Raw genomic sequence first — 21051 nt, 5'->3', positions numbered from 1 at the left:
GGCTGCGCAGCAGCCCCAAAAAGCCCCACCGTAATCAACCTGAACGAACGCGGTGATCGGGTTGGGGCAGCTTCGCAGCCCAGCGGGAGCAAGCTCCCTCGTCACGGGGTGTTCATGTATCAATGCTGCCCTCATTGCCTTCATGAAATTAATCCTGTAATTTTTCATGAAATTTCAAGATATAAATTTCATGACGCAACAAGAAGAACTCGCCACCCTCGCCGCCCTGATCCACGACCTGCGTAAGCACAAGAAGCTCACCCTGGCCCAACTCGCGCAAAAGATCGAGCGCTCGTGGGCTTTGTGTCCCAGGTCGAACGCGGGCTGTCGCGCCCCACCGTGGCGGATCTCACCGCCATCAGCCACGCGCTGGACGTGCCCACCACGTATTTCTACAGCCAACCCAAACCCAAGGCAGTGGACTGGATCACACGCCCCAACGAACGGCGCACGGTGTATTACGCCAACGGCATCACCGACATCCTGGTCTCCCCCAGCATGAACGGTGCGTTTTCCATGCTCGACAGCCTGCTGGCCCCCGGCGCCAACAGCGGCGAACAAACCATGAGCGACCGCGCCGAGCAGGCCGGTTTCGTGCTGGAAGGCGAGCTGACCTTGTGGGTAGACGGCGAGCCCGATTCGGTCACCCTCGGCCCTGGCGACAGTTTCCACCTGGCCAGTTTCGCCCATTGCCGCTACGCCAACCTGACCGACCTGCCCGCCCGCGTGCTGTGGGTTTACAACTAGGAGCAACCCCGTGAAAAGTCACTCCCCCGCGCTGCTGGCCGAAGTACGGACCTTTCGTCAGCACCACCCCGAGGTGCGTTACGTCGACCTGATCGCCCTGGACATTCCCGGGCATTTCTACGGCAAGCGCTACCCCATCGAGATGCTGGAAAAGGTCGCGGCCGGCAGCCCGCTGAAACTGCCGCAGAATGCCATCCTGCTGGGCGCGCAAGGCGGGTTGTTCAAGATCGGCGATTATTGCTTCAACGACGGCGACCCGGACGCCAACCGCCGCCTGGTGCCGGGAACGCTCAAGCCGGTGAGTTGGGAATCGCAACCCCTGGGCCAGATGCTGATCACCTCCGACGGCACCGAAGCGCCCATCGAATTCGAACCTCGGGAAGTGCTGGCCAAGGTGATCGAACGCCTGCACCGCAAAGGCATTCATCCGGTGGTGGCGTTTGAACTGGAGTTCTACCTGTTCGACAAAAAACTCGACAACGGCCTGCCGCAATTCGCCCGCGATCCGCTGAGCGATGATGCCGATGACCAGCCCAACCTGCATATCGAGCGACTGTCGCGTTTCAGCGAGGTGCTGGACGATATGGCGCAAACGGCCAAGGACCAGGGCATCGACATCACGGTGATCACCGCCGAACTCGGCCCCGGCCAGTTCGAGATCAACTTCGGCCACCTTGATGACGGCCTGCGCGCCGCCGACTGGGCCGCCCTGTTCTGCCGCAGCACCCGTGGCGTGGCGCTCAAGCAGGGTTATCGCGCCAGCTTCATGGCCAAGCCGTACCTGCAATTTCCGGGCAGTGGCATGCACGTGCATGTGAGTCTCTATGACGGCGCGGGCAACAACCTGCTGGCGGCGCACCAGCAGCAACCGCTGCGCCACGCCGTGGCCGGGTGCCTGGAACTGCTGCCGCACTGCATGCCGATTTTCTCGCCCAACCACAACGCCTTCCGCCGCCTGGGCGGCACCGTAAATGCCGCGACCCGCGCTTGCTGGGGGTTTGAAGACCGTGACGCGTGCGTGCGCATCCCCGAGTCCGACCCGCGCAACCTGCGCATCGAACACCGCCTGGCCAGCGCCGACGCCAACCCGTATCTGGTGTTGGCGGCCATACTCGCTGGCCTGGAGCATGGCCTGGAAACCCGACAGGAACCCATCGCGCCCCTCAACGAGGACCGCTCAAGCGGCAGCGACTTTCCCGTGGAAATGCCCGACGCCGTGCGTGCCATGCAACATCACGCGGTCGTGCGCGATAAGCTGGGCGCCGAATTTGTCGACGTGTACTGCGAGAACAAGCGCCAGGATCACCTGGCCTTTCAGCAAGAGATCAATGCGCGGGAATATCGCTGGTTTCTCTAACGACGGCCCCCCTTGACCGAGCAAAGCGCCCCGGCCCTCACGGAAAACCCGAGCCGGTTTCATCCGTCAGGCCTCGCCCAACAACAGCCTTTGCTCGCGCGCGCACAACTCCACCACGTAATCCCACAGCACCCGCAGCCGCACCGATTTGTGCAGCTCCCGGCGCGAGCTGATCCAGTAGCTGCGCTGGATACTCTCCTGTGGCAGCAATGCCACCAGGTCGGGGTCGCTGGCGGCCATGAAACACGGCAACACTGCAATCCCCAGCCCCGAGCGCGCCGCCTGGTGCTGGGCGATGACGCTGGTGCTGTGGAACACCACTTTGGGGTTGCGACAAAAACTGCTGAGGAACTTCAGTTCCTGGCTGAACAGCAGATCGTCGACATAATCGATCCAGGAATGGGCCGCCAGATCCTCGCGTTTTTCAATCGGCGGATTGCGATCCAGGTAGGCGCGGCTGGCGTAAAGGGAGAGGCGGTAATCCGTGAGTTTGCGCGTCACCAGTTGATCGACGCTGGGACGTTCGAGGTGGATGCTGATTTCCGCTTCACGGTTGAGGATGCTGACAAAACGCGGCACGGCGACCAGCTCCACTTCCAGCCCGGGGTAGCGCTCGAACAGTCCGCCCATGCGCCCGGCGAGGAACATCACGCCCAGGCCTTCGGCCACGCCGAGGCGGATCTTGCCCAGGGGCGCGGCGCAGTGGGTGAGTTCGTCTTCGGCCAGCAGCGCGACGTTTTCCATGGCTTCGGCGTGTTTGAGCAGCGCCTCGCCGGAGGGTGTCAGTTCGTAGCCCTGCGCATGCTGCACAAACAACGCGGTGCCGAGGCTTTTCTCGATCGCTTCGATATGCCGCGCCACGGTGGCGTGCGTGGTTTTCAGGCGCTGCGCGGCAGTGAGCAGGCGGCCGCTGCGCTGCAACTCAAGAAAGAACCGCAGGTCATTCCAGTCGAACATGTCGCCTCCATTCCATCAGCCTGGGCAGCACTGTTTAAAAACGCACAGCAGCTGGGTAAAAACTAACATTTTTAAGACGAAAACTAACAACTAGGATGGGCCCAATAAGAAAAACAAGCGAGACCTCAGATGTCCATTGCAGCTGCGCAATACGATTACGTGGTAGTAGGTGCCGGCCCCGCAGGCTGCCTGCTGGCCAATCGACTGTCCGCCAACCCCGCCCACCGCGTACTGCTGCTCGAAGCCGGTGGCCGCGACAATTATCCCTGGATTCATATCCCCGTCGGCTACCTGTTCTGCATCGGCAACCCGCGCACCGACTGGTGCTTCAAGACCGAAGCCCAGGAAGGCCTGCAAGGCCGTGCGCTGAGTTATCCGCGGGGCAAAGTGCTGGGGGGCTGTTCGTCCATCAACGGCATGATCTACATGCGCGGCCAGGCCCAGGACTACGATGGCTGGGCGGCTGAAGGCAACCCCGGCTGGGCCTGGAAAGACGTATTGCCGCTGTTCAAGCAGAGCGAAAACCACTTTGCCGGCAGCTCGGAGTTTCACAGCGACGGCGGTGAATGGCGCGTCGAACAACAGCGCCTGCACTGGCCGATCCTGGACGCCTTCCGCGATGCGGCGGCGCAAAGCGGCATCGCCACCATCAGCGACTTCAATCAGGGCGATAACGAAGGCTGTGGCTACTTTCAGGTCAATCAAAAAGCCGGGGTGCGCTGGAACGCGGCCAAGGCGTTTCTCAAGCCGATCCGCCAGCGGCCCAATCTCACCGTGCTGACCGGTGTGGAAGTGGACCGCGTGCTGCTGGAAAACGGCCGTGCCTCAGCCGTGATCGGGCGTCAGGACGACCAGCCAATGCGCTGGAAGGCAAACAAGGAAATCATACTCTGCGCCGGTGCCGTGGGTTCTCCAGGGATTCTGCAACGCTCGGGGATCGGCCCTTCCAGCGTGCTCAAACCGCTGGGCATCGAGGTGCTGCATGAACTGCCCGGCGTCGGCGGCAACCTGCAGGACCACCTGCAACTGCGGCTGATCTACAAGCTGGAAAACGCCCGCACCCTGAACCAGATCGCCGGCACCTTGTGGGGCAAGATGGGCATGGGCCTGCGCTACCTGTATGACCGCAGCGGCCCGCTGTCGATGGCGCCCAGCCAGCTCGGCGCGTTTGCCCGCTCCGGCCCGGAACAGACCTCGGCCAACCTCGAATACCATGTGCAACCACTGTCCCTGGAGCGGTTCGGCGAGCCATTGCACGGCTTTCCGGCGTTCACTGCCTCAGTGTGCGACCTGCGTCCGCAAAGCCGTGGCCGTATCGATATTCGCTCGACCAACCCGGCGGATGCGCCGCTGATCCAGCCCAATTACCTCAGCCACCCGCAAGACCTGCGCGTGGCCGCCGACGCGATTCGCCTCACCCGTCGCATCGTCGCCGCACCGGCCCTGAGCCAGTTCAACCCGGTCGAATATTTACCGGGCGACTCGCTGCAAACCGAAGCACAACTGCACGAAGCCGCCGCGCGCATCGGCACGACGATCTTCCATCCAGTAGGCACCTGCCGCATGGGCAGCGATAAAGACGCGGTGGTCGATGCGCAACTGCGGGTGCATGGCGTACCCGGCCTGCGCATCGCCGATGCCTCGATCATGCCGCGCATCACCTCCGGCAACACCTGTTCACCGACACTGATGATCGCGGAGAAAGCCGCGCAGATGATCCTTTCGCCGCCTACAAGGAGCCTCGCCCAGGAGAAAGAACTGATTCATGCAATCTGAATAGCGGCGCCGTACCCGGCGCGACAGTGGAACAACAATAAATAATCACTGTGAGGGTTACCCGATGTCAGAACACGCTCAAACCCTGGGCTCGACGCGCGACGCGAGCACCAGCAACGACTCCAAGAAAGTCATTTTCGCCTCGTCCCTGGGGACGGTGTTCGAGTGGTATGACTTTTTTCTCTACGGCGCGTTGGCTGCCGTCATCAGCAAGCAGTTCTTTGCCGGGGTCAACGACACCACTGCTTTCATCTTTGCCTTGATGGCCTTTGCCGCCGGCTTTGTGGTGCGGCCGTTCGGCGCGCTGGTGTTCGGCCGCCTGGGCGATATGATCGGGCGCAAATACACCTTCCTCGTCACCATCATTCTGATGGGCGTGGCGACCTTCTGCGTCGGGCTGCTGCCGACCTATGCCAGCATCGGCATTGCGGCGCCGATCATCCTGGTCTTGCTGCGCATGCTGCAAGGCCTGGCGCTGGGCGGTGAATACGGTGGCGCGGCCACCTATGTGGCGGAACACGCGCCGGCCGGCAAGCGCGGCTTTCATACCAGCTGGATTCAATCCACCGCGACCATCGGCCTGCTGCTGTCGCTGCTGGTGGTGCTGGCCTGCCGGTACTTCACCGGCGACCAGTTCGAAGTGTGGGGCTGGCGTATTCCGTTCCTGTTCTCCATCGTGCTGCTGGGCATTTCCACTTGGATCCGCATGAGCCTGCACGAGTCGCCAGCCTTCCTGAAGATGAAAGAGGAAGGCAAGGCCAGCAAGGCGCCGATCCGTGAGTCGTTCGGCAAATGGGAAAACCTCAAGGTGGTGCTGATCGCCCTGTTCAGCATCAACGGCGGCCAGGCGGTGACCTTCTACGCCGCGCAGTTCTATGTGCTGTTCTTCCTCACCCAGTTCCTGAAGATGGACCCGGCGTTGGCCAATATGCTGCTGATCATCAGCGTGGTCATAGGCGCGCCGTTCTTTATCTTCTTTGGCTGGCTGTCGGACAAAATCGGGCGCAAGCCGGTACTGATGCTCGGCCTGCTGCTGGCAACCGTGCTGTACTTCCCGATCTTCAAGAGCCTGGCGCACTACACCAACCCGGCCATGGACCAGGCCAGCCGCCAGGCGCCGATCACTGTGCTGGCCGACCCGGCCACCTGCACCTTCCAGTTCGACCCGGTGGGCAAGGCGCGTTTTGACAGCCCGTGCGACAAGGTCAAAACCTTCCTGGTCAAGCAAGGCCTGCCGTACAGCAGCGCCGCCGCACCCGCCGGCAGCCCGGTGCAGGTGAGCGTTGGTGACGTGCGCATCGATGGCTTTGATGAACAAGCCCTGCGCGGCGCGGTGACCCTGGCCGGCTACCCATCCTCGGCGGATATGGCGCAGGTCAACAAAGTGATGGTGGTGGTACTGATCGTCGCGCTGATCCTGATCGCAGCCATGTGCTACGGCCCACTCGCGGCGCTGATGGTGGAACTGTTCCCGACGCGCATCCGCTACACCTCGATGTCGCTGCCCTACCATATCGGTAACGGCTGGTTCGGCGGGTTCCTGCCGACCGTGTCGTTTGCACTGGTGGTGTACACCGGGGATATCTTCTACGGCCTGTGGTACCCGGTGGTAGTGACGGGGGTGAGCCTGATCGTGGGGATGTTCTGCCTCAAAGAAACGCGGCACGTGGATATCGATAATAATTAAGCAGCGGCAAGCTACAAGCGGCAAGTCAGAGCGAATCGGCTTTTACTTGCAGCTTGTAGCTTGAAACTTAAAACTGTACATCCATACAGATAAAGGTTGCCGAATCGGCGCTGACTAAGCATCCTGCACAGCATCAACCCGATCTGATGTGGCGACCATGCGGCTGTACCTCTGTGAAAAACCCTCCCAGGCCAAGGACATCGCGGCCGTGCTCGGCGCCAGTCGCCGTGGCGACGGGTGCTGGCTGGGCAATGGGGTCACGGTCACCTGGTGTATCGGCCACCTGCTGGAAACCGCCCCGCCCGACGCCTACGACGCCAAGTACAAACGCTGGGTGCTGGCCGACCTGCCGATCGTCCCGGAAAAATGGAAGATGCTCGTCAAGCCCAGGACCGCCAGTCAGTTCAAGGCGGTCAAGCGCTTGTTGGGGGAAGCCCAGGAACTGGTAATCGCCACCGACGCCGACCGCGAGGGCGAGATGATCGCCCGTGAGCTGGTGGAGCATTGCCGCTATCGCGGGCCGATTCAGCGCCTGTGGCTGTCGGCGCTGGACGATGCCTCCATTCGCAAGGCCCTGGCGGCGCTCAAGCCCGGCGCAGAGACATTCAGCCTGTATCATTCGGCCCTGGGCCGCTCTCGCGCCGACTGGCTGATCGGCATGAACATGAGCCGCCTGTTTACCCTGCTTGGACGTCAATCCGGCTATCAAGGTGTGTTGCCGGTGGGCCGCGTGCAAACGCCGACCTTGCGCCTGGTGGTGGACCGCGATCGCAGCATCGCCGATTTCGTACCGGTGGCTTACTGGGCCATCGATGTGGAGTTGCGTCACGAGCGCATGACCTTTACTGCTCAATGGCGCGCTGGCGAAGATGTCTGCGACGACCAGGGCCGTTGCCTAAACCCGCAATTTGCCAACGAAGCCGCCGAGGCGATGCGCAGCGCCGCCAGCGCCCGCCTGATAAAGCTGCGCACCGAACGCATGCGTGAAGTGGCACCCCTGCCCTTCGATCTCGGCACGCTACAGGAAATCTGCTCCAAAAAACTCGGCCTCGGCGCCCAGGAAACCCTGGACATCGCCCAGTCCCTCTACGAAACCCACAAGGTCATCACCTACCCGCGCAGTGACTGCGGCTACCTGCCCATGAGCCAGCACAGCGAAGCGCCGAAGATCCTCGCCGCGCTGGGCCGCGCCGACACGACGGTGGCCGACCTGATGCCGCATATCGACCCCCGGCGGCGCTCGCGGGCCTGGAACGACGCCAAGGTCAGCGCCCACCACGGCATCATCCCCACCGGGGCGGGCAAGGACCTGGGGCAACTCACCGGCAAGCACCTTGCGGTATACACGCTGATTCGCGCGCGCTACCTGGCGCAGTTCCTGCCCAACCATGAATACGACCGTACCCAGGCGGATTTCGACTGCGCGGGCCAGGCCTTGCGCGCGGTAGGCAAAGTGGTGATTGAACCGGGCTGGAAGCGCGCCTTGCCCGAAGCCCTCGCGCCGGCCAAAGGCCGTGAAGCGCCGACACCTCAGCCCCTGCCGACACTGGTGCAAGGCCAGGATTATGCGGTGGCCAAGGTCAACCTCAAGGACTTATGGACTCAGCCCCCCAAACCCTTTACCGAAGGTGACCTGATCAAGGCGATGAAAAACGTCGCCAAGCTGGTGGAAGACCCACTGCTCAAACAGAAGCTCAAGGACACCACCGGCATCGGCACCGAAGCGACCCGCGCGGGGATCATCCAGGGCCTGCTCGATCGCGGTTACCTGGTGAAAAACGGCAAGGCGCTGTCGGCCACCCCTGCGGCGTTCAGCCTGATCGACGCGGTGCCCCGCGCCATCGCCGACCCTGGCACCACCGCCATTTGGGAACAGGCGCTGGACATGGTGCAAAGCGGTGACATGAGCCTGGAGGAATTCGTCGCCAAGCAGGCGGCCTGGATGAGCAAGCAGGTGGCGCGCTGCAATGGCATGCGCATGACCATCACCGGCCCGGCCAGCCCCGCGGGCCGAGGAGCCACGCCGTGGAAAAACAAGCGCAAGGCTGCTCCACGCAAGGCCACCGCCAACCCCAAGCGCGGCAAAAAACCGGGAAATGCGGGATAAACAGCGAAAAAACCGGCAAATGACGTTTTTCGACAGGTTTAACGCCGCATTGGACCTTGCTACGGCGGGTTCGGTCTAGGATTCTGTAGGGGATCTGGACTACCTACAACAACACCGGAGTGGCCGCCATGAAGACCGTCGCACAATTGCTCAAAGCCAAGGACCATAAAAACCAGGACGTCCACACCATCAGATGGGATCACACCGTGTTTGAGGCGCTGGTGCGGATGTCGGAAAAAAACGTAGGGGCCTTGCCGGTGGTCAAGGATGACGTGGTGGTGGGCATCATCAGCGAACGTGATTACGCGCGCAAAATCATGCTCAAAGGCCTGTCGTCGGTCACCACAAAGGTGCATGAAGTGATGAGCTCGCCGGTGATCACCGTCGATACCCATAAAAGCGTCGAAGAATGCATGAACATCATGACCGACAGTCACCTGCGCCACCTGCCCGTGGTCGAAGACGGCAAACTGCTGGGGCTGCTGTCCATTGGTGACCTGGTCAAGGAAGCCATCGCCGAACAGGCCGCGTTGATCAAGCAGTTGGAGCAGTACATTCGCGGCGAATAGGAGAACCCATGCCCGATACCCTGGCCTATCAGGAAGACAATCTCGACACCCTGCACAGGACGATGGCCGAACGGCGCTTTCTGGTGTTGACCGGTGCGGGGATCAGCACGCCATCGGGAATCCCCGACTACCGCGACAGCGAAGGCGTGCGCCGCGGCAAGGCGCCGATGATGTACCAGGAATTCCTGCCACCCCGCAAGCACGGCGCCGTTACTGGGCGCGAGCGATGCTGGGGTGGCCGCGAGTACGCATCGCCCAGCCGAACGACGCCCACCGGGCACTGGCGACCCTGCAACAGCGCCAGCGCATCACGCCTGATTACCCAGAACGTCGACACCCTGCATGATCAGGCCGGCAGCCATGATGTGATTGAGTTGCACGGCAGCCTGCACCGTGTGCTGTGCCTGGATTGCCGGCAGCGCAGCGAGCGCGATGTGATCCAGCGGATGATGGAGATGGATAACCCCTACCTGACCGGCGTCGATGCCGTGCAAGCGCCCGATGGCGATACCTTGCTCGCCCCCGCGTTCGAAGAGCGCTTCCAGGTGCCGCGTTGCCCCCATTGCGAGGGTCAATGCCTGAAACCGGATGTGGTGTTTTTTGGCGAGAACGTTGCACAGCCGACGGCGGCCAAGGCCATGGCGGCGGTGGAGCATGCCGAAGGGCTGCTGGTGGTGGGCTCGTCGCTGATGGCCTATTCGGCGTTTCGCCTGTGCAAGGCAATGGTCGAACAAGGCAAACCGGTTATAGCGATCAACCTGGGCAAGACCCGTGGGGATGAGCTGTTACACGTGAAGATCGAGGCGTCGTGCGAGGCGCTGTTGCCGCTGCTTGCCAAGCGACTCGGATAGTCCGCCTCACCCTGGGTCTGTGCTGAATCCAGCCCTTCCCTCAAGCGACCCACCACGCCAGAAAATGACGCTCAAGTCACATTTCCACGCATGCCCCCGCCCCGCCTGAAATTTATGTAGTGAGCAAAAATAATCACTACATAACCGTTGACGTAACCTTTTTGTCCTTGCATGATCTAGACGTCTCCCGCATCGGGAGCGTTGGTAACAGGTGTTTTGAAAGCGCTCGTCTGACCGCCGAGCTGTTTTTTCCGGATGTGCACTGCCCACAAGGCAGATTGATGAAGCTGACCTGCTCCGAAAGGGATGGGTACAAGGAGCTCAAAGGCTGCTTGTCTTCGTTATGAATGCATTGCGTAGCAGTTCATCAGCAAAACTACATGCATCAGGTTCAAGACCCTGCCCGTATTCGGCAGACCGTCACTGACGCCCGGCGTTTAACGCCGGAGACAACTAAGCAGTTTTAACGGAATCAACTGATAGATCGCCAACTGGTCAAGGGGCTTACACATGAATCTGAACAATCAACCTACTATCGATGAATTGGCTGAGATGTTCGCAGCGCAGAAAGACACACTCGACGATCATATTCTGTGGGTAGGAAAATCGGGCGAAGTGCAAATTGACTGCCTGGCGCCCCATACCGAAGAAGCCGAGTTTGACCGCAATCACCGTGAGCTGGCGGCGCGCCTGAAGATGTACCGCCGCGGCCAGGGTTATGTCGGCAAGAAGGCCGCAGCCGATCGCAACTTTATCGAGCAAGTATTCGACACACTTAACCATGCCTGGGAATCTTTCAAGGATAACTCGCAAGTTAAGGTAATCGACCGCTACTACTAAGTAAAAATCGACTGACACCTGGGGGAGCTGATAGCTCCCCCAGGTGTTTTATCACATTCAAAAAGTTGGAAACCTGCCCTTCCCTGCTTCATCCCTGAAGATATCAAACAATACCTGCGCCGCCGCCGACAACTCATGGCCCGGCTTGGTCAATACACCAATCGGTCGTTCGATCACCGGGCTGTTCAAGGTGATGCAATGGGCCCCTGCCTCCTCCATTTGCTGTGCACACAACGCCGGTACGGCACTGACGCCAAGGCCGCTGGCAACCATCTTGCCCACCGTCGCCAGTTGATGGCTTTCCAAGGCCACCGGCAGCTTCATCTGCAAAGCACCCAAGTGCTCCTCCAGCATGACCCGCACGGTGGACGGCCGCTGCAAGGTGATGAACGGTTGTCCCAGCAAGGTTTTCCAGGTGATCTCGTCACACTGCACCAACGGCGAATCACTCGGCACCACCGCGATGAAGCGGTCCAGATACAGCGGAGTGAAGGCCAATGAGGAGCCCTGCGCAGGCTCGAATGCCACACCCAACTCCACCTGACGGTCGCGGACCATCTCCAGCACCTGCTCATTGATCAAGTCATGCACCGTCACATTCACCTGGGGGTAACGTGCGCGGAATATCTTCAGGATCGGCGGCAGCAAATTGCCCGCAAACGAGGGCATCGCCGCCACTGTGACTCGCCCACGCTGCAGGGTGAAACGTTGGCGCAGTTCATCTTCGGCATTGTCCCAATCGGCAATCAACCGGCGGGCCAACGGCAACAGGGATTCACCTTCGGGGGTCAGTGCCACGTTGCGGGTGTTACGGCTGAACAGGCGCCCCCCCAGCCCTTCCTCCAGCCCCTTGATGGTCAGGCTCAGCGCCGACTGGGACAGGTGCAGGCGCTCGCAGGCGGCGGCAAAACTCAGGCTCTGGGCCACGGCCAGAAAGGCACGCATTTGTTTAACGGTCATTGGAAGCTCCAAGCTACAAGTTGAAAGCGGCAAGTAAAAGCGGCCGTGCTTCTTCTTGAAGCTTGCGGCTTGAAGCCAATTATGCTGTTTTTTAAATCAATCAACCTAAAAAAACAACTTAACAAATCAATTTGTCGGCGCAACACTCGGTTCACTGGCTGGCCCACATACAATAAATAGAGGTGCATGCACATGGCAGGTTTCGATAAACGCGTGGCGTCCTACGAGGAAGCGCTGGCAGGCCTGGAGGACGGCATGACTGTGCTTGCCGGCGGTTTTGGCCTATGCGGCATTCCGGAAAACCTCATCAATGAAATCAAGCGCAAAGGCACCCGCGACCTGACAGTGGTTTCCAACAACTGCGGGGTCGACGGTTTCGGCCTGGGCGTGCTGCTGGAACAAAAGCAGATCAGCAAAGTGATCGCCTCCTACGTCGGTGAAAACGCCCTGTTCGAGAAGCAATTGCTCAGCGGCGAAATCGAAGTGGTCCTCACCCCCCAAGGCACCCTGGCGGAAAAAATGCGCGCAGGCGGTGCCGGCATTCCGGCCTTCTTCACCGCCACCGGCGTCGGCACCCCCGTCGCCGAAGGTAAGGAAACCCGCGAATTCAACGGCCGCCCCTACCTGATGGAAGAGTCCATTACGGGCGACTTCGCCATTGTCAAAGGCTGGAAAGCCGACCACTTCGGTAACGTCATCTACCGCCACACCGCCCAAAACTTCAACCCGCTGGCCGCCACCGCCGGCAAGATCACCGTGGTCGAAGTCGAGGAAATCGTCGAACCGGGCGAGCTGGACCCGGCGCAGATCCACACCCCTGGCATCTACGTCGACCGGATCATCTGCGGCACGTTCGAGAAGCGCATCGAACAGCGCACCGTGCACAAATAATCTGCCCCCAGCCCGAACAATAAGGACGCATAACATGGCTCTTACCCGCGAACAAATGGCTCAACGCGTCGCCCGCGAAATGCAGGACGGCTTCTACGTCAACCTCGGCATCGGCATTCCGACCCTGGTGGCCAACTACATCCCCGACGGCATGGAAGTGATGCTGCAATCGGAAAATGGCCTGCTCGGCATGGGTCCGTTTCCGACCGAAGAAACCATTGATGCCGACATGATCAACGCCGGCAAACAAACCGTGACCGCGCGTATCGGCGCATCAATCTTCTCCTCCGCCGAGTCCTTCGCGATGATTCGCGGCGGCCACGTCGACCTCACCGTGCTCGGCGCGTTTGAAGTGGACGTGCACGGCAACATCGCCTCGTGGATGATCCCCGGCAAGCTGGTGAAGGGCATGGGCGCGCCATGGACCTGGTGGCCGGCGCGGAAAATATCATCGTGATCATGACCCACGCCTCCAAGGATGGTGAGTCCAAGCTGCTCAGCCAATGCAGCCTGCCGCTGACCGGTGCCAACTGTATCAAGCGGGTACTGACGGATCTTGCGTACCTGGAGATCGAAAATGGCGCTTTTGTCCTCAAGGAACGCGCACCTGGCGTCAGCGTTGAAGAGATTGTGAGCAAGACCGCCGGTAAACTGATCGTCCCGGACCATGTTCCAGAAATGCACTTCCAGTGAGGACAGATTCCATGCAAGACGTCGTGATTGTTGCTGCCACCCGCACCGCCGTAGGCAGCTTCCAGGGTTCGCTGGCGAATATCCCGGCACCGGAACTGGGCGCCGCCGTGATCCGTCGACTGCTGGAGCAGACTGGCCTGGACCCGGCCCAGGTCGATGAAGTGATCCTCGGCCAGGTGCTCACCGCAGGCTCAGGCCAGAACCCCGCGCGCCAGGCCTCGATCCTCGCCGGCCTGCCCCACGCGGTGCCGAGCCTAACCCTGAACAAAGTCTGCGGCTCGGGCCTCAAGGCCCTGCACCTCGGTGCCCAGGCGATCCGTTGCGGCGACGCCGATGTGATCATCGCCGGCGGCATGGAAAACATGAGCCTGGCCCCATACGTGCTGCCCGCTGCGCGCACCGGTTTGCGCATGGGTCACGCCAAGATGATCGACAGCATGATCACCGACGGCCTGTGGGATGCATTCAACGATTACCATATGGGTATCACCGCCGAGAATCTGGTGGACAAGTACGGCATCAGCCGCGAAGCCCAGGATGCCTTTGCCGCCGCGTCCCAGCAAAAAGCCAGCGCGGCGATTGAAGCCGGGCGTTTTGCCGATGAAATCACGCCGATCCTGATCCCCCAGCGCAAAGGCGACCCGGTGGCCTTCGCCGTGGATGAGCAACCGCGTGCCGGCACCACCGCCGAATCCCTGGCCAAACTCAAGCCGGCGTTCAAGAAAGACGGCAGTGTCACCGCCGGCAACGCCTCCAGCCTTAACGACGGCGCCGCGGCCGTATTGCTGATGAGCGCCGACAAGGCCAAAGCCCTGGGGCTGCCGGTTTTGGCGCGCATCGCCAGCTACGCCAACGCGGGTGTCGACCCCGCTATCATGGGCATCGGCCCGGTTTCGGCTACCCGTCGATGCCTGGACAAGGCCGGCTGGAAGCTCAGCGACCTGGACCTGATCGAAGCCAACGAAGCCTTCGCCGCGCAATCCCTGGCGGTGGGCAAAGAGCTGGAGTGGGATGCCGACAAGGTCAACGTCAACGGCGGCGCCATCGCCATCGGCCACCCGATCGGCGCCTCAGGCTGCCGCGTGCTGGTGACCCTATTGCACGAGATGATCAAGCGCGACGCCAAGAAAGGCCTGGCAACGCTGTGCATCGGTGGCGGCCAAGGCGTAGCCCTGGCCCTTGAGCGCGGCTGATAAAAGAGCAACACAGAAAAGACCCGTTGTGGCGAGGGAGCTTGCTCCCGTTGGGCTGCGCAGCGGCCCCCTTCGACAAGAGCAACACTGGAAAGGCCCGGTTCCACGAAAACCGGGCCTTTCCTTTATCCGGTAGACCTGAAAAAACACCCTCCCACACCCGATCCTCGTTACCTGTCAGATTGAGGCACCGCAAACACTGCACTCGCCCGCGCCACCACCTTCTCCCTCACCTGCAGACTCACCGTGGCAAACGCCATCTGCCGCCCCCGCTTGTGATGCTCCAAGCGCACCACGATCCACTCCCCGACCTGTACAGCCCCCAGGTAATCCACGGTCATGCTCGCGGTAATCAACGGCAACGGCGGCTCGCTGGAAAACGCCATGGCGTAGCCCATGCCGATATCCGCCAACGTCGCCAGCACCCCGCCATGCACGGTGCCGCGCCCGTTGGCATGACGATTGTCAGCGCGCAGGCCGATTTCCAGTTGCAGGCCGTCACCTCGGCAATACGCCGGGCCCAGCAGATCCAGCAGCGGACTGCTGCGGGGCAACGAGACAAAACCTTCGGGCACAGTGTGAGTCATCATAATGAGCTGTTCCTTGGCATCAGGCTTGAGGTGTACGCCTGCTTCCAAACCCCGGCCACCACCATCAGCCATGCAAATCTTGCGCGATACTTTGCGTTAATCCGCCAGACCCGCTTTAATCGCCGCCAATTCCGTACACCTCAAGGAACCGTAATGCGCCATCTGGACGGCAACCCTCGCCCGTTTCGCGTGCCCCTGTTGATCTTGCTGACCGGCCTGATGCTGGCCGGCTGTTCGCCCAAGGACCACTCCCGCGCCGCCGCCGTCAACGGCGAGCAAGGCCGGGCCGGCGCGCAACTGGCCTACGAACATGAACTGACCCTGGCCCTGCCTGGTGCCCTGCTCGCGCCGCGCATGCAGGCCACGCGCGAGGCCTGCGAAACGGCGCGCTTCGGCGCCTGCAATATCCTCGGCATCACCGAAGACAGCAGCGGTGGCGAGATCATCCTGCGCATCGCGCCCACCGGTGTGGAACCGATGGTTGCCCTGGCCGCTGAAGGCGGCACGCTCGGCCAGCGCATCACTACCGCCGAAGACCTGGCCGACGCTGTCGCCGACGTGCGCCGCCGTCAGGAGCGCCTGCAAGCCCAGCAACAACGCCTCGACGAACTGGCCAAGCGCAAGGACATCACCGTCAGCGACCTGATCGCCTTGAGCAAGGAACAGGCCGCCATCGAAAACGACCTGCAAGCCCTGGCTCAGGTCGCGGCCGGCCAGCAACGTCGTCTCGACACCAACCGTGTCACCTTGAACTTCCGCTCCTCGGACGGCGCGAACCAATCGTCACGCTTGAGCCGGATGTTCAGCAACCTGGGCACGAATATGCTGGAAGGCACCGCTGACGCTCTGGAACGTGCCAGTTATGTGCTGCCCTTTGTGATCCTGGCGTTTCCAGTGGTCTGGTTGTGGGTGTGGCTGTGGCGCAAGTTTGTACGCCGCCGCCCCTGATCAGCGCTTCATACAGCGCTGATAGCGCTCATCCACGCGCTTGGCGAACCAGGCGGTGGTGAGGTTGCGGGTAATCTTCGGGCTCTTGAGCACAATGCCCGGCAGGATCGCCCGTGGCATCGGCGTGCCGTTGGCCTTATCGGCCAGGGCAAAAACGCGTTTGTAGAGGGTGGTGTCTTCAAAATCCAACCGCTCGCCCTGCTCCAGTTGGCTGCGGATGCTGGGGTTACGCATGTCCAGCCTGGCGCCCAGGGAACGTACCGCCAGTTCGGTGGTGCCGGGCAGCAGTGAACCATAACGAATCAAATCCCCGTCCAGCGCCAACTCAGTGCCCGAAGCCCGGCTGACCGCCGCCTGGAACGCAGCATTGCGGCTGGCGTACCAGCCCGCATTGAAGTCGGCGAAGCGGTACAACGGCTGGTCGTAGCTCACCGGGTAACCCAGCAAATGGGCGATGCCGAAGTACATGCCGCCACGCCGGGTGAAGACCTCCCGACGAATCGTGCCGTCCACCGTGTAGGGATAACCCCGTGCCTGTTGCTGCGCAAAGTCGATGCTGACCTGCATGGGGCCGGCGGTATGCACCGGGTTGAACCCGCCAAACAGGGTGTTGCCCAGCGGCACCATGCTGATGAAATCATCGAAGATGCCGCTGAGGTCTTTCTCGGTGCGCGCCGCATTCAACCGGTCGGCGTAGGACTTGCCGGTGGGCGATTTCAATTGCAGCGCGCTGCGCACCACGAACGCAGGCACATGCACCTTGCCGGCCCGGCGCAGGATTTCGTCCTGGGCGATCTTGCCCATGTTCGGCACGGGTGGGTCGACCTGAAACGTAGACTCCTGCTCGGTCACCGCCAGCACGGCGCAGATGTTTTCGGTGCTGGGGTAGATCTTCTGGGTATTGAAGGCGGTGTAGATGTCCTGGGCCCAGCCGTTGCGATCCGCTACCTTGGCCGGCAGCAGGCGCACGATCTGCGCTTTCACCTCGGCCTCGCTGCGCTCCGGCTGCTGCGGGCCGCGTGAGGTGGAGCAGCCGGCCAGCACCAGCAAGGGGGCGAGGCACAGGATCAGGCGGCGTAGGGACATTGGGTTTCCTTGAAGGCGATGGGCCGGGCGTTGCCGATATGGACCGGTAAGTCTAACGCGGGTTCGCCAACCTGCCCTCTCGCCAGCACCGGCCGAACGTGACAGGATCTTTCATCCCCATTCGTACAAGGAGTTTGAATGCCATGCTTAGCCTGAATTTCCTCGGCACTTGCCTGATCGTCGTGCTCATTCCCGGCACCGGCGTGATCTACACTATTTCCACAGGCCTTACCGCCGGCAAGCGCGCCAGCGTGTGCGCCGCGCTGGGCTGCACCGCCGGGATCATCCCGCATCTGCTGGCCTCGACTCTCGGCCTTTCGGCCCTGCTGCACACCAGCGCCCTGGGGTTCGAAGCGCTGAAATACGCCGGGGCCGCCTACCTGTTGTACCTGGCGTACGCCACCTGGCGCGACCGTTCGGCCTTCGCCATGAATGACACGCCGGTGGTTTCCACAGCTCGCAGCCTGATAGTCCGTGGCGTTTTGCTGAATATTCTCAACCCCAAACTGACGCTTTTCTTCCTGGCCTTCCTGCCGCAGTTCGTGACGCCAGGTAGCACCGCCCCTGCCGTGCAAATGCTGGTGCTGAGCAGTGTGTTCATGGCCATGACGTTTGCGGTGTTCGTGCTGTATGGCCTGCTCGCCAACGTATTTCGCCGCGCGGTGATCGAGTCACCGCGCGTGCAAAACTGGCTGCGCCGCAGTTTCGCGGCGGCGTTTGCGGGGCTGGGGTTGAATTTGGCGTTTGCACAGCGCTAAAGGCTTTTTGTAGCTGACGATAACCTCTGAAACCTCCCACATAACCGCCGGATAAGCTCTACTCCCCCGCCCTGAGAACCTCTGCAAAGTCCCTCGCCTGAATACACAGCGCGAGGGAGTGCAGATGGTTTGTTTTGTGATGGCCCTGGTTGATGGGGCTGAATCTTGAACCCCGCCATTGGCCGGCTGGCCCTGACCCCAATGGACGTCAAGACAGTCGATATCGACGGCGTCTTGCGTGATTTTCGTGACTGCCTGAATACCTTTGACGACTGGGCTGAGCGCTTTTGGAGCTTCTCGGCGCTGGACGTCGAGCAGGTATTCAAGGTGGGCGATGAGGTGGCATTGGCCGCCCCCATCAAGCGCTCGCTCTTTCCCAGCAGCACCGTCGCCACCTGCCCGGCCAACGGCACCTTGACTCTGGTGCACCTGTTTCAAAGCACGCAGTTTGTGCCCATCGGCAATACGCCGGTGGTACTGCAACGCGTCGACCCAAACGGTGGCCCGCTGGGCGCGCCGATCCACAAGACCATTGGCCCGAGCGGCATCCTCGACGTCACCGAGTGTGATCGCAACCAGCAGTACCGGATCAACTTCTATCCCAACGTTTCCAAAGATCACGTCAAGGCGCTGTATGCGTCTTATCAGTCGGTGATCGCGGGGCTGGACATCCGCCTGCGTGAAGCGTGGACCACTACCTTCCAGGACCAGTGGAACGACTATGCCGACGCCAAGCCACTTGATCGGCGCCGAATGCTGGAAGCGGCGTTTATCAGCGGTCTTGGAAAAGCCCTCTTCAACCTGTGGGACAACGTCACGCAGTTGTATGAGCTGCTGGCGGACCTCCAGGCCAACAGCGAAAAGTTGTTGGCCTACCTCTCCCAGGCCGAACTCGATGCACTGCTGAAACTGGGCAGCGACACGATTGCCAACGGTTTGTTGGTGCTCAGCGACGAGCCGCTGCTGTTTATCTACCTGTCGGCGATGGTCAGTTGGATGCGCATGCTGCCGCCGCCGCAGATGAATGAACTGTGGGGAGAGATCACCGGTGAGGTGCTGATCAATCTGCTGTTGATGCGTGCATTGGGTGCGATGGGGATCGCGGTGCGGCTGGGGGCTCAGGTGCTGGGCTCGATCAAGTCCGCCCGGGCGCGTGAGTTGTTGGAACTGCTGGCCAAGCAGATTGTGGGGCCGGGTCTGGAACCGCATGTCGCAGCGGCCAGGCCATTGCTGCTGGGCAGTGCGGCGGTGCCGTTCAAGACGGTTCCGGTTGCGCCGTTGAAGGTTGGGGAGCAGGTGGTTTCGAACGCTGTGCCGTTGGTTCGTAACAAGTCCCAGCGGACGGTGTTGGTCAGGCAGGAGCCTGTCGACGATGTGCCTGTTTCGGGGAAAAACCCGAACGGGGATGCGGCGGCGGCTTCGGATAAGACCGTGACTAATGGGTGCCCGGTGTCGATGGTGACCGGGGAGGAATTGCTGACTCTCACCGATGGTGCGTTGGACGGGATTTTGCCGTTTGAGTGGACGCGGCTGTATCGCACCAGTGCGGTGGAAGTGGATGTTGGGCTTGGGTTTGGTTGGAGTCATTCGCTGGCGCAGCGGCTTGTGGTTTCCGGCGATTCGGTGGTGTGGACGGACCATGAGAATCGCATTACTTCGTTTCCGATGCCGACTGTTGCTCGCCCGGCGATCACCAATAGCCTGGCCGAAGCGGCGATCTATTTGGGGGCTTCGCCGGATGAGTTAGTGCTGGCCCAGGCGTCGCGGTTTTATCACTTTCGCGACGGCGTGCTGTTCTCGATCAGCGATGCGTATGACAACCGTCTGCGGATTGCCCGGGATTTTATGGGGCGCATTGAGCGCCTGGATAACGGTGTCGGCCGCTCGTTGTGTTTGCGTTATGAGCTGGGCCGCATTGTGGCGGTGGATTACCAGGTTCAGCGGGCCAAGGGGTATGAGCCTTACGAATGGGTGATGGAGCAGAGCGTTGTTTCCTACGCCTATGACGACTTGGGCCGACTCGTTTCAGCGACCAATGCGGTAGGCGAAAGTGAGGTTTATCGGTACGACGAGCAACACGTCATTCTGGAGCGGGGCTTGGCCGGTGGGGCGAGTTTCTTTTGGGAGTGGGAAAGAGCTGGCAAGGCGGCGCGGTGTGTTCGGCACTGGGCCAGTTTTTCGCAGATGGACACGCGGTATGCCTGGGGTGATGACGGCCGTGTGGACGTGCATAACGCCGATGGCAGCCAGGAAGTGTACGTCCACGATGACCGCGCACGGCTGGTGCAGCGTATCGATCCGGACGGTGCCCAGCATTTTAAATCCTACGACGCTAAAGGCCGGCTGACGGTCGAGCAGGACCCGCTCGGGGCGGTGACGGCGTATCAGTACGACGATGCCGGACGCTTGGTGGCGTTGTTTCCGGGGGATGATGAACCGACGTCCTACGAGCATGACAATGGCTTCGTACGGGTGGTACGGCGTGGTGAGGCGGTCTGGAAATACGAGCGTAACGATCAGGGTGACGTAACGCGTAGGACCGATCCAGACGGCCATGTTTCGGACTACAGCTACAACAAATACGGCCAGCTGACGGGAGTTTGGTATCCCGATCACAGCTGTCATCGCCTGGTCTGGAACGAACGCGGCCAGTTGCTTGAAGAGCAATTGCCGAACGGCGGCCTCAAGCGTTACCGCTACGACGATCTGGGCCGCCAGATTGCCCGCGAGGATGAACAAGGCGCGCTGACCCAATACCAATGGGACAGTGTCGGCCGGTTGATTCGCATCGTGTTGCCGGGCGGCGCAACCCGCGAATACAGCTACAACCCCTACGGAAAAATCACCGCCGAACGCGACGAACTCGGCCATGTCACCCGTTACGAATACGCCAACGGCCTGCACCTGATCAGCCGCCGCATCAACGCCGACGGCAGCCAGGTCAAATACCGCTACGACAATGCCCGGTTGTTGCTCACGGAAATCGAAAACGAAATCGGCGAAACCTACCGGTTGGATTACCACCCCAACGGCCTGATCCA

15 protein-coding genes and 3 pseudogenes are annotated in these 21051 nt (G+C 61.3%); 14 read left to right on the top strand and 4 right to left on the bottom strand.

The features are described from left to right. The first annotated feature begins 190 nt into the window (after positions 1 to 190). Together JWR98_RS22835 and JWR98_RS22830 are read left to right on the top strand one after the other, a co-directional pair. Positions 191 to 747, top strand: a pseudogene (locus JWR98_RS22835) (helix-turn-helix domain-containing protein). A 10-nt stretch (positions 748 to 757) separates the two neighbouring features. After that, entirely contained in the window at positions 758 to 2104 is a 1347-nt protein-coding gene (locus tag JWR98_RS22830; protein ID WP_078732496.1) for a glutamine synthetase family protein, read from the top strand. 66 nt (positions 2105 to 2170) lie between these two features. On the opposite strand, the gene JWR98_RS22825 is transcribed toward JWR98_RS22830, so the two are convergent. Next, a complete protein-coding gene (locus JWR98_RS22825; RefSeq protein WP_078732495.1) occupies positions 2171 to 3061 on the bottom strand; it encodes a LysR family transcriptional regulator in 891 nt (296 codons plus the stop codon). 129 nt (positions 3062 to 3190) lie between these two features. On the opposite strand from JWR98_RS22825, the gene JWR98_RS22820 reads away from it, so the two are divergent. From JWR98_RS22820 to JWR98_RS22795, 6 genes and pseudogenes are all read left to right on the top strand, one after another. Next, entirely contained in the window at positions 3191 to 4837 is a 1647-nt protein-coding gene (locus JWR98_RS22820; protein ID WP_078732494.1) for a GMC family oxidoreductase, read from the top strand. A gap of 64 nt (positions 4838 to 4901) precedes the next feature. Then, a complete protein-coding gene (locus JWR98_RS22815) occupies positions 4902 to 6524 on the top strand; it encodes an MFS transporter (RefSeq protein ID WP_078732493.1) in 1623 nt (540 codons plus the stop codon). 157 nt (positions 6525 to 6681) lie between these two features. Further along, the gene (locus JWR98_RS22810; RefSeq protein ID WP_205491264.1) at positions 6682 to 8631 is read left to right on the top strand and encodes a DNA topoisomerase III; all 1950 of its coding nucleotides are present in this window, start codon (positions 6682 to 6684) and stop codon (positions 8629 to 8631) included. A 128-nt stretch (positions 8632 to 8759) separates the two neighbouring features. Beyond that, positions 8760 to 9200 (top strand): CBS domain-containing protein, encoded by a 441-nt coding sequence (locus tag JWR98_RS22805; protein WP_078732491.1) that lies wholly within the window; start codon positions 8760 to 8762, stop codon positions 9198 to 9200. 8 nt (positions 9201 to 9208) lie between these two features. After that, positions 9209 to 10051: pseudogene (locus JWR98_RS22800) on the top strand (NAD-dependent protein deacetylase). Between the two features lie 510 nt (positions 10052 to 10561). Further along, the gene (locus JWR98_RS22795; protein WP_078732489.1) at positions 10562 to 10891 is read left to right on the top strand and encodes a hypothetical protein; all 330 of its coding nucleotides are present in this window, start codon (positions 10562 to 10564) and stop codon (positions 10889 to 10891) included. Between the two features lie 57 nt (positions 10892 to 10948). On the opposite strand, the gene JWR98_RS22790 is transcribed toward JWR98_RS22795, so the two are convergent. After that, complete coding sequence (locus JWR98_RS22790; RefSeq protein ID WP_205491263.1) at positions 10949 to 11851, bottom strand: LysR family transcriptional regulator; 903 nt, start codon at positions 11849 to 11851, stop codon at positions 10949 to 10951. A gap of 192 nt (positions 11852 to 12043) precedes the next feature. Between JWR98_RS22790 and JWR98_RS22785 the strand changes: the two genes are divergently transcribed. The 3 genes and pseudogenes from JWR98_RS22785 (at position 12044) to JWR98_RS22775 (ending at position 14628) form a co-directional block, all read left to right on the top strand. After that, the gene (locus tag JWR98_RS22785; protein ID WP_205491262.1) at positions 12044 to 12742 is read left to right on the top strand and encodes a CoA transferase subunit A; all 699 of its coding nucleotides are present in this window, start codon (positions 12044 to 12046) and stop codon (positions 12740 to 12742) included. A gap of 34 nt (positions 12743 to 12776) precedes the next feature. Further along, positions 12777 to 13435 (top strand): annotated as a pseudogene (locus JWR98_RS22780) (CoA transferase subunit B). A gap of 11 nt (positions 13436 to 13446) precedes the next feature. After that, entirely contained in the window at positions 13447 to 14628 is a 1182-nt protein-coding gene (locus JWR98_RS22775) for an acetyl-CoA C-acetyltransferase (protein ID WP_205491261.1), read from the top strand. A gap of 170 nt (positions 14629 to 14798) precedes the next feature. On the opposite strand, the gene JWR98_RS22770 is transcribed toward JWR98_RS22775, so the two are convergent. Then, positions 14799 to 15218, bottom strand: a complete 420-nt coding sequence (locus JWR98_RS22770) for a PaaI family thioesterase (protein WP_078732485.1) — start codon at positions 15216 to 15218, stop codon at positions 14799 to 14801. Between the two features lie 153 nt (positions 15219 to 15371). On the opposite strand from JWR98_RS22770, the gene JWR98_RS22765 reads away from it, so the two are divergent. Beyond that, complete coding sequence (locus tag JWR98_RS22765; RefSeq protein WP_078732484.1) at positions 15372 to 16166, top strand: DUF4349 domain-containing protein; 795 nt, start codon at positions 15372 to 15374, stop codon at positions 16164 to 16166. On the opposite strand, the gene JWR98_RS22760 is transcribed toward JWR98_RS22765, so the two are convergent. Then, on the bottom strand, positions 16167 to 17252 hold the full coding sequence (locus JWR98_RS22760) for a DUF1615 domain-containing protein (protein WP_205491259.1): 1086 nt from the start codon (positions 17250 to 17252) through the stop codon (positions 16167 to 16169). A gap of 143 nt (positions 17253 to 17395) precedes the next feature. On the opposite strand from JWR98_RS22760, the gene JWR98_RS22755 reads away from it, so the two are divergent. Together JWR98_RS22755 and JWR98_RS22750 are read left to right on the top strand one after the other, a co-directional pair. Next, the gene (locus JWR98_RS22755) at positions 17396 to 18010 is read left to right on the top strand and encodes a LysE family translocator (RefSeq protein WP_205491256.1); all 615 of its coding nucleotides are present in this window, start codon (positions 17396 to 17398) and stop codon (positions 18008 to 18010) included. Positions 18011 to 18211: 201 nt separating this feature from the next. Continuing rightward, a partial coding sequence (locus tag JWR98_RS22750) for a DUF6531 domain-containing protein (RefSeq protein ID WP_425273212.1) occupies positions 18212 to 21051 on the top strand: 2840 nt, incomplete at its 3' end.

The sequence above is a fragment of the Pseudomonas lactucae genome (genome assembly GCF_016937615.1).
Lineage (GTDB): Bacteria > Pseudomonadota > Gammaproteobacteria > Pseudomonadales > Pseudomonadaceae > Aquipseudomonas > Aquipseudomonas lactucae.
This window is presented reverse-complemented; position numbering and strand designations above follow the sequence as displayed.

Excerpts from the sequence above, each read along its gene's own strand:
- JWR98_RS22825 (WP_078732495.1), bottom strand. The coding sequence starts at position 3,061 with ATGTTCGACTGGAATGACCTGCGGTTCTTTCTTGAGTTGCAGCGCAGC.
- JWR98_RS22820 (WP_078732494.1), top strand. The coding sequence starts at position 3,191 with ATGTCCATTGCAGCTGCGCAATACGATTACGTGGTAGTAGGTGCCGGC.
- JWR98_RS22815 (WP_078732493.1), top strand. The coding sequence starts at position 4,902 with ATGTCAGAACACGCTCAAACCCTGGGCTCGACGCGCGACGCGAGCACC.
- JWR98_RS22810 (WP_205491264.1), top strand. The coding sequence starts at position 6,682 with ATGCGGCTGTACCTCTGTGAAAAACCCTCCCAGGCCAAGGACATCGCG.
- JWR98_RS22805 (WP_078732491.1), top strand. The coding sequence starts at position 8,760 with ATGAAGACCGTCGCACAATTGCTCAAAGCCAAGGACCATAAAAACCAG.
- JWR98_RS22795 (WP_078732489.1), top strand. The coding sequence starts at position 10,562 with ATGAATCTGAACAATCAACCTACTATCGATGAATTGGCTGAGATGTTC.
- JWR98_RS22790 (WP_205491263.1), bottom strand. The coding sequence starts at position 11,851 with ATGACCGTTAAACAAATGCGTGCCTTTCTGGCCGTGGCCCAGAGCCTG.
- JWR98_RS22785 (WP_205491262.1), top strand. The coding sequence starts at position 12,044 with ATGGCAGGTTTCGATAAACGCGTGGCGTCCTACGAGGAAGCGCTGGCA.
- JWR98_RS22775 (WP_205491261.1), top strand. The coding sequence starts at position 13,447 with ATGCAAGACGTCGTGATTGTTGCTGCCACCCGCACCGCCGTAGGCAGC.
- JWR98_RS22770 (WP_078732485.1), bottom strand. The coding sequence starts at position 15,218 with ATGATGACTCACACTGTGCCCGAAGGTTTTGTCTCGTTGCCCCGCAGC.
- JWR98_RS22765 (WP_078732484.1), top strand. The coding sequence starts at position 15,372 with ATGCGCCATCTGGACGGCAACCCTCGCCCGTTTCGCGTGCCCCTGTTG.
- JWR98_RS22760 (WP_205491259.1), bottom strand. The coding sequence starts at position 17,252 with ATGTCCCTACGCCGCCTGATCCTGTGCCTCGCCCCCTTGCTGGTGCTG.
- JWR98_RS22755 (WP_205491256.1), top strand. The coding sequence starts at position 17,396 with ATGCTTAGCCTGAATTTCCTCGGCACTTGCCTGATCGTCGTGCTCATT.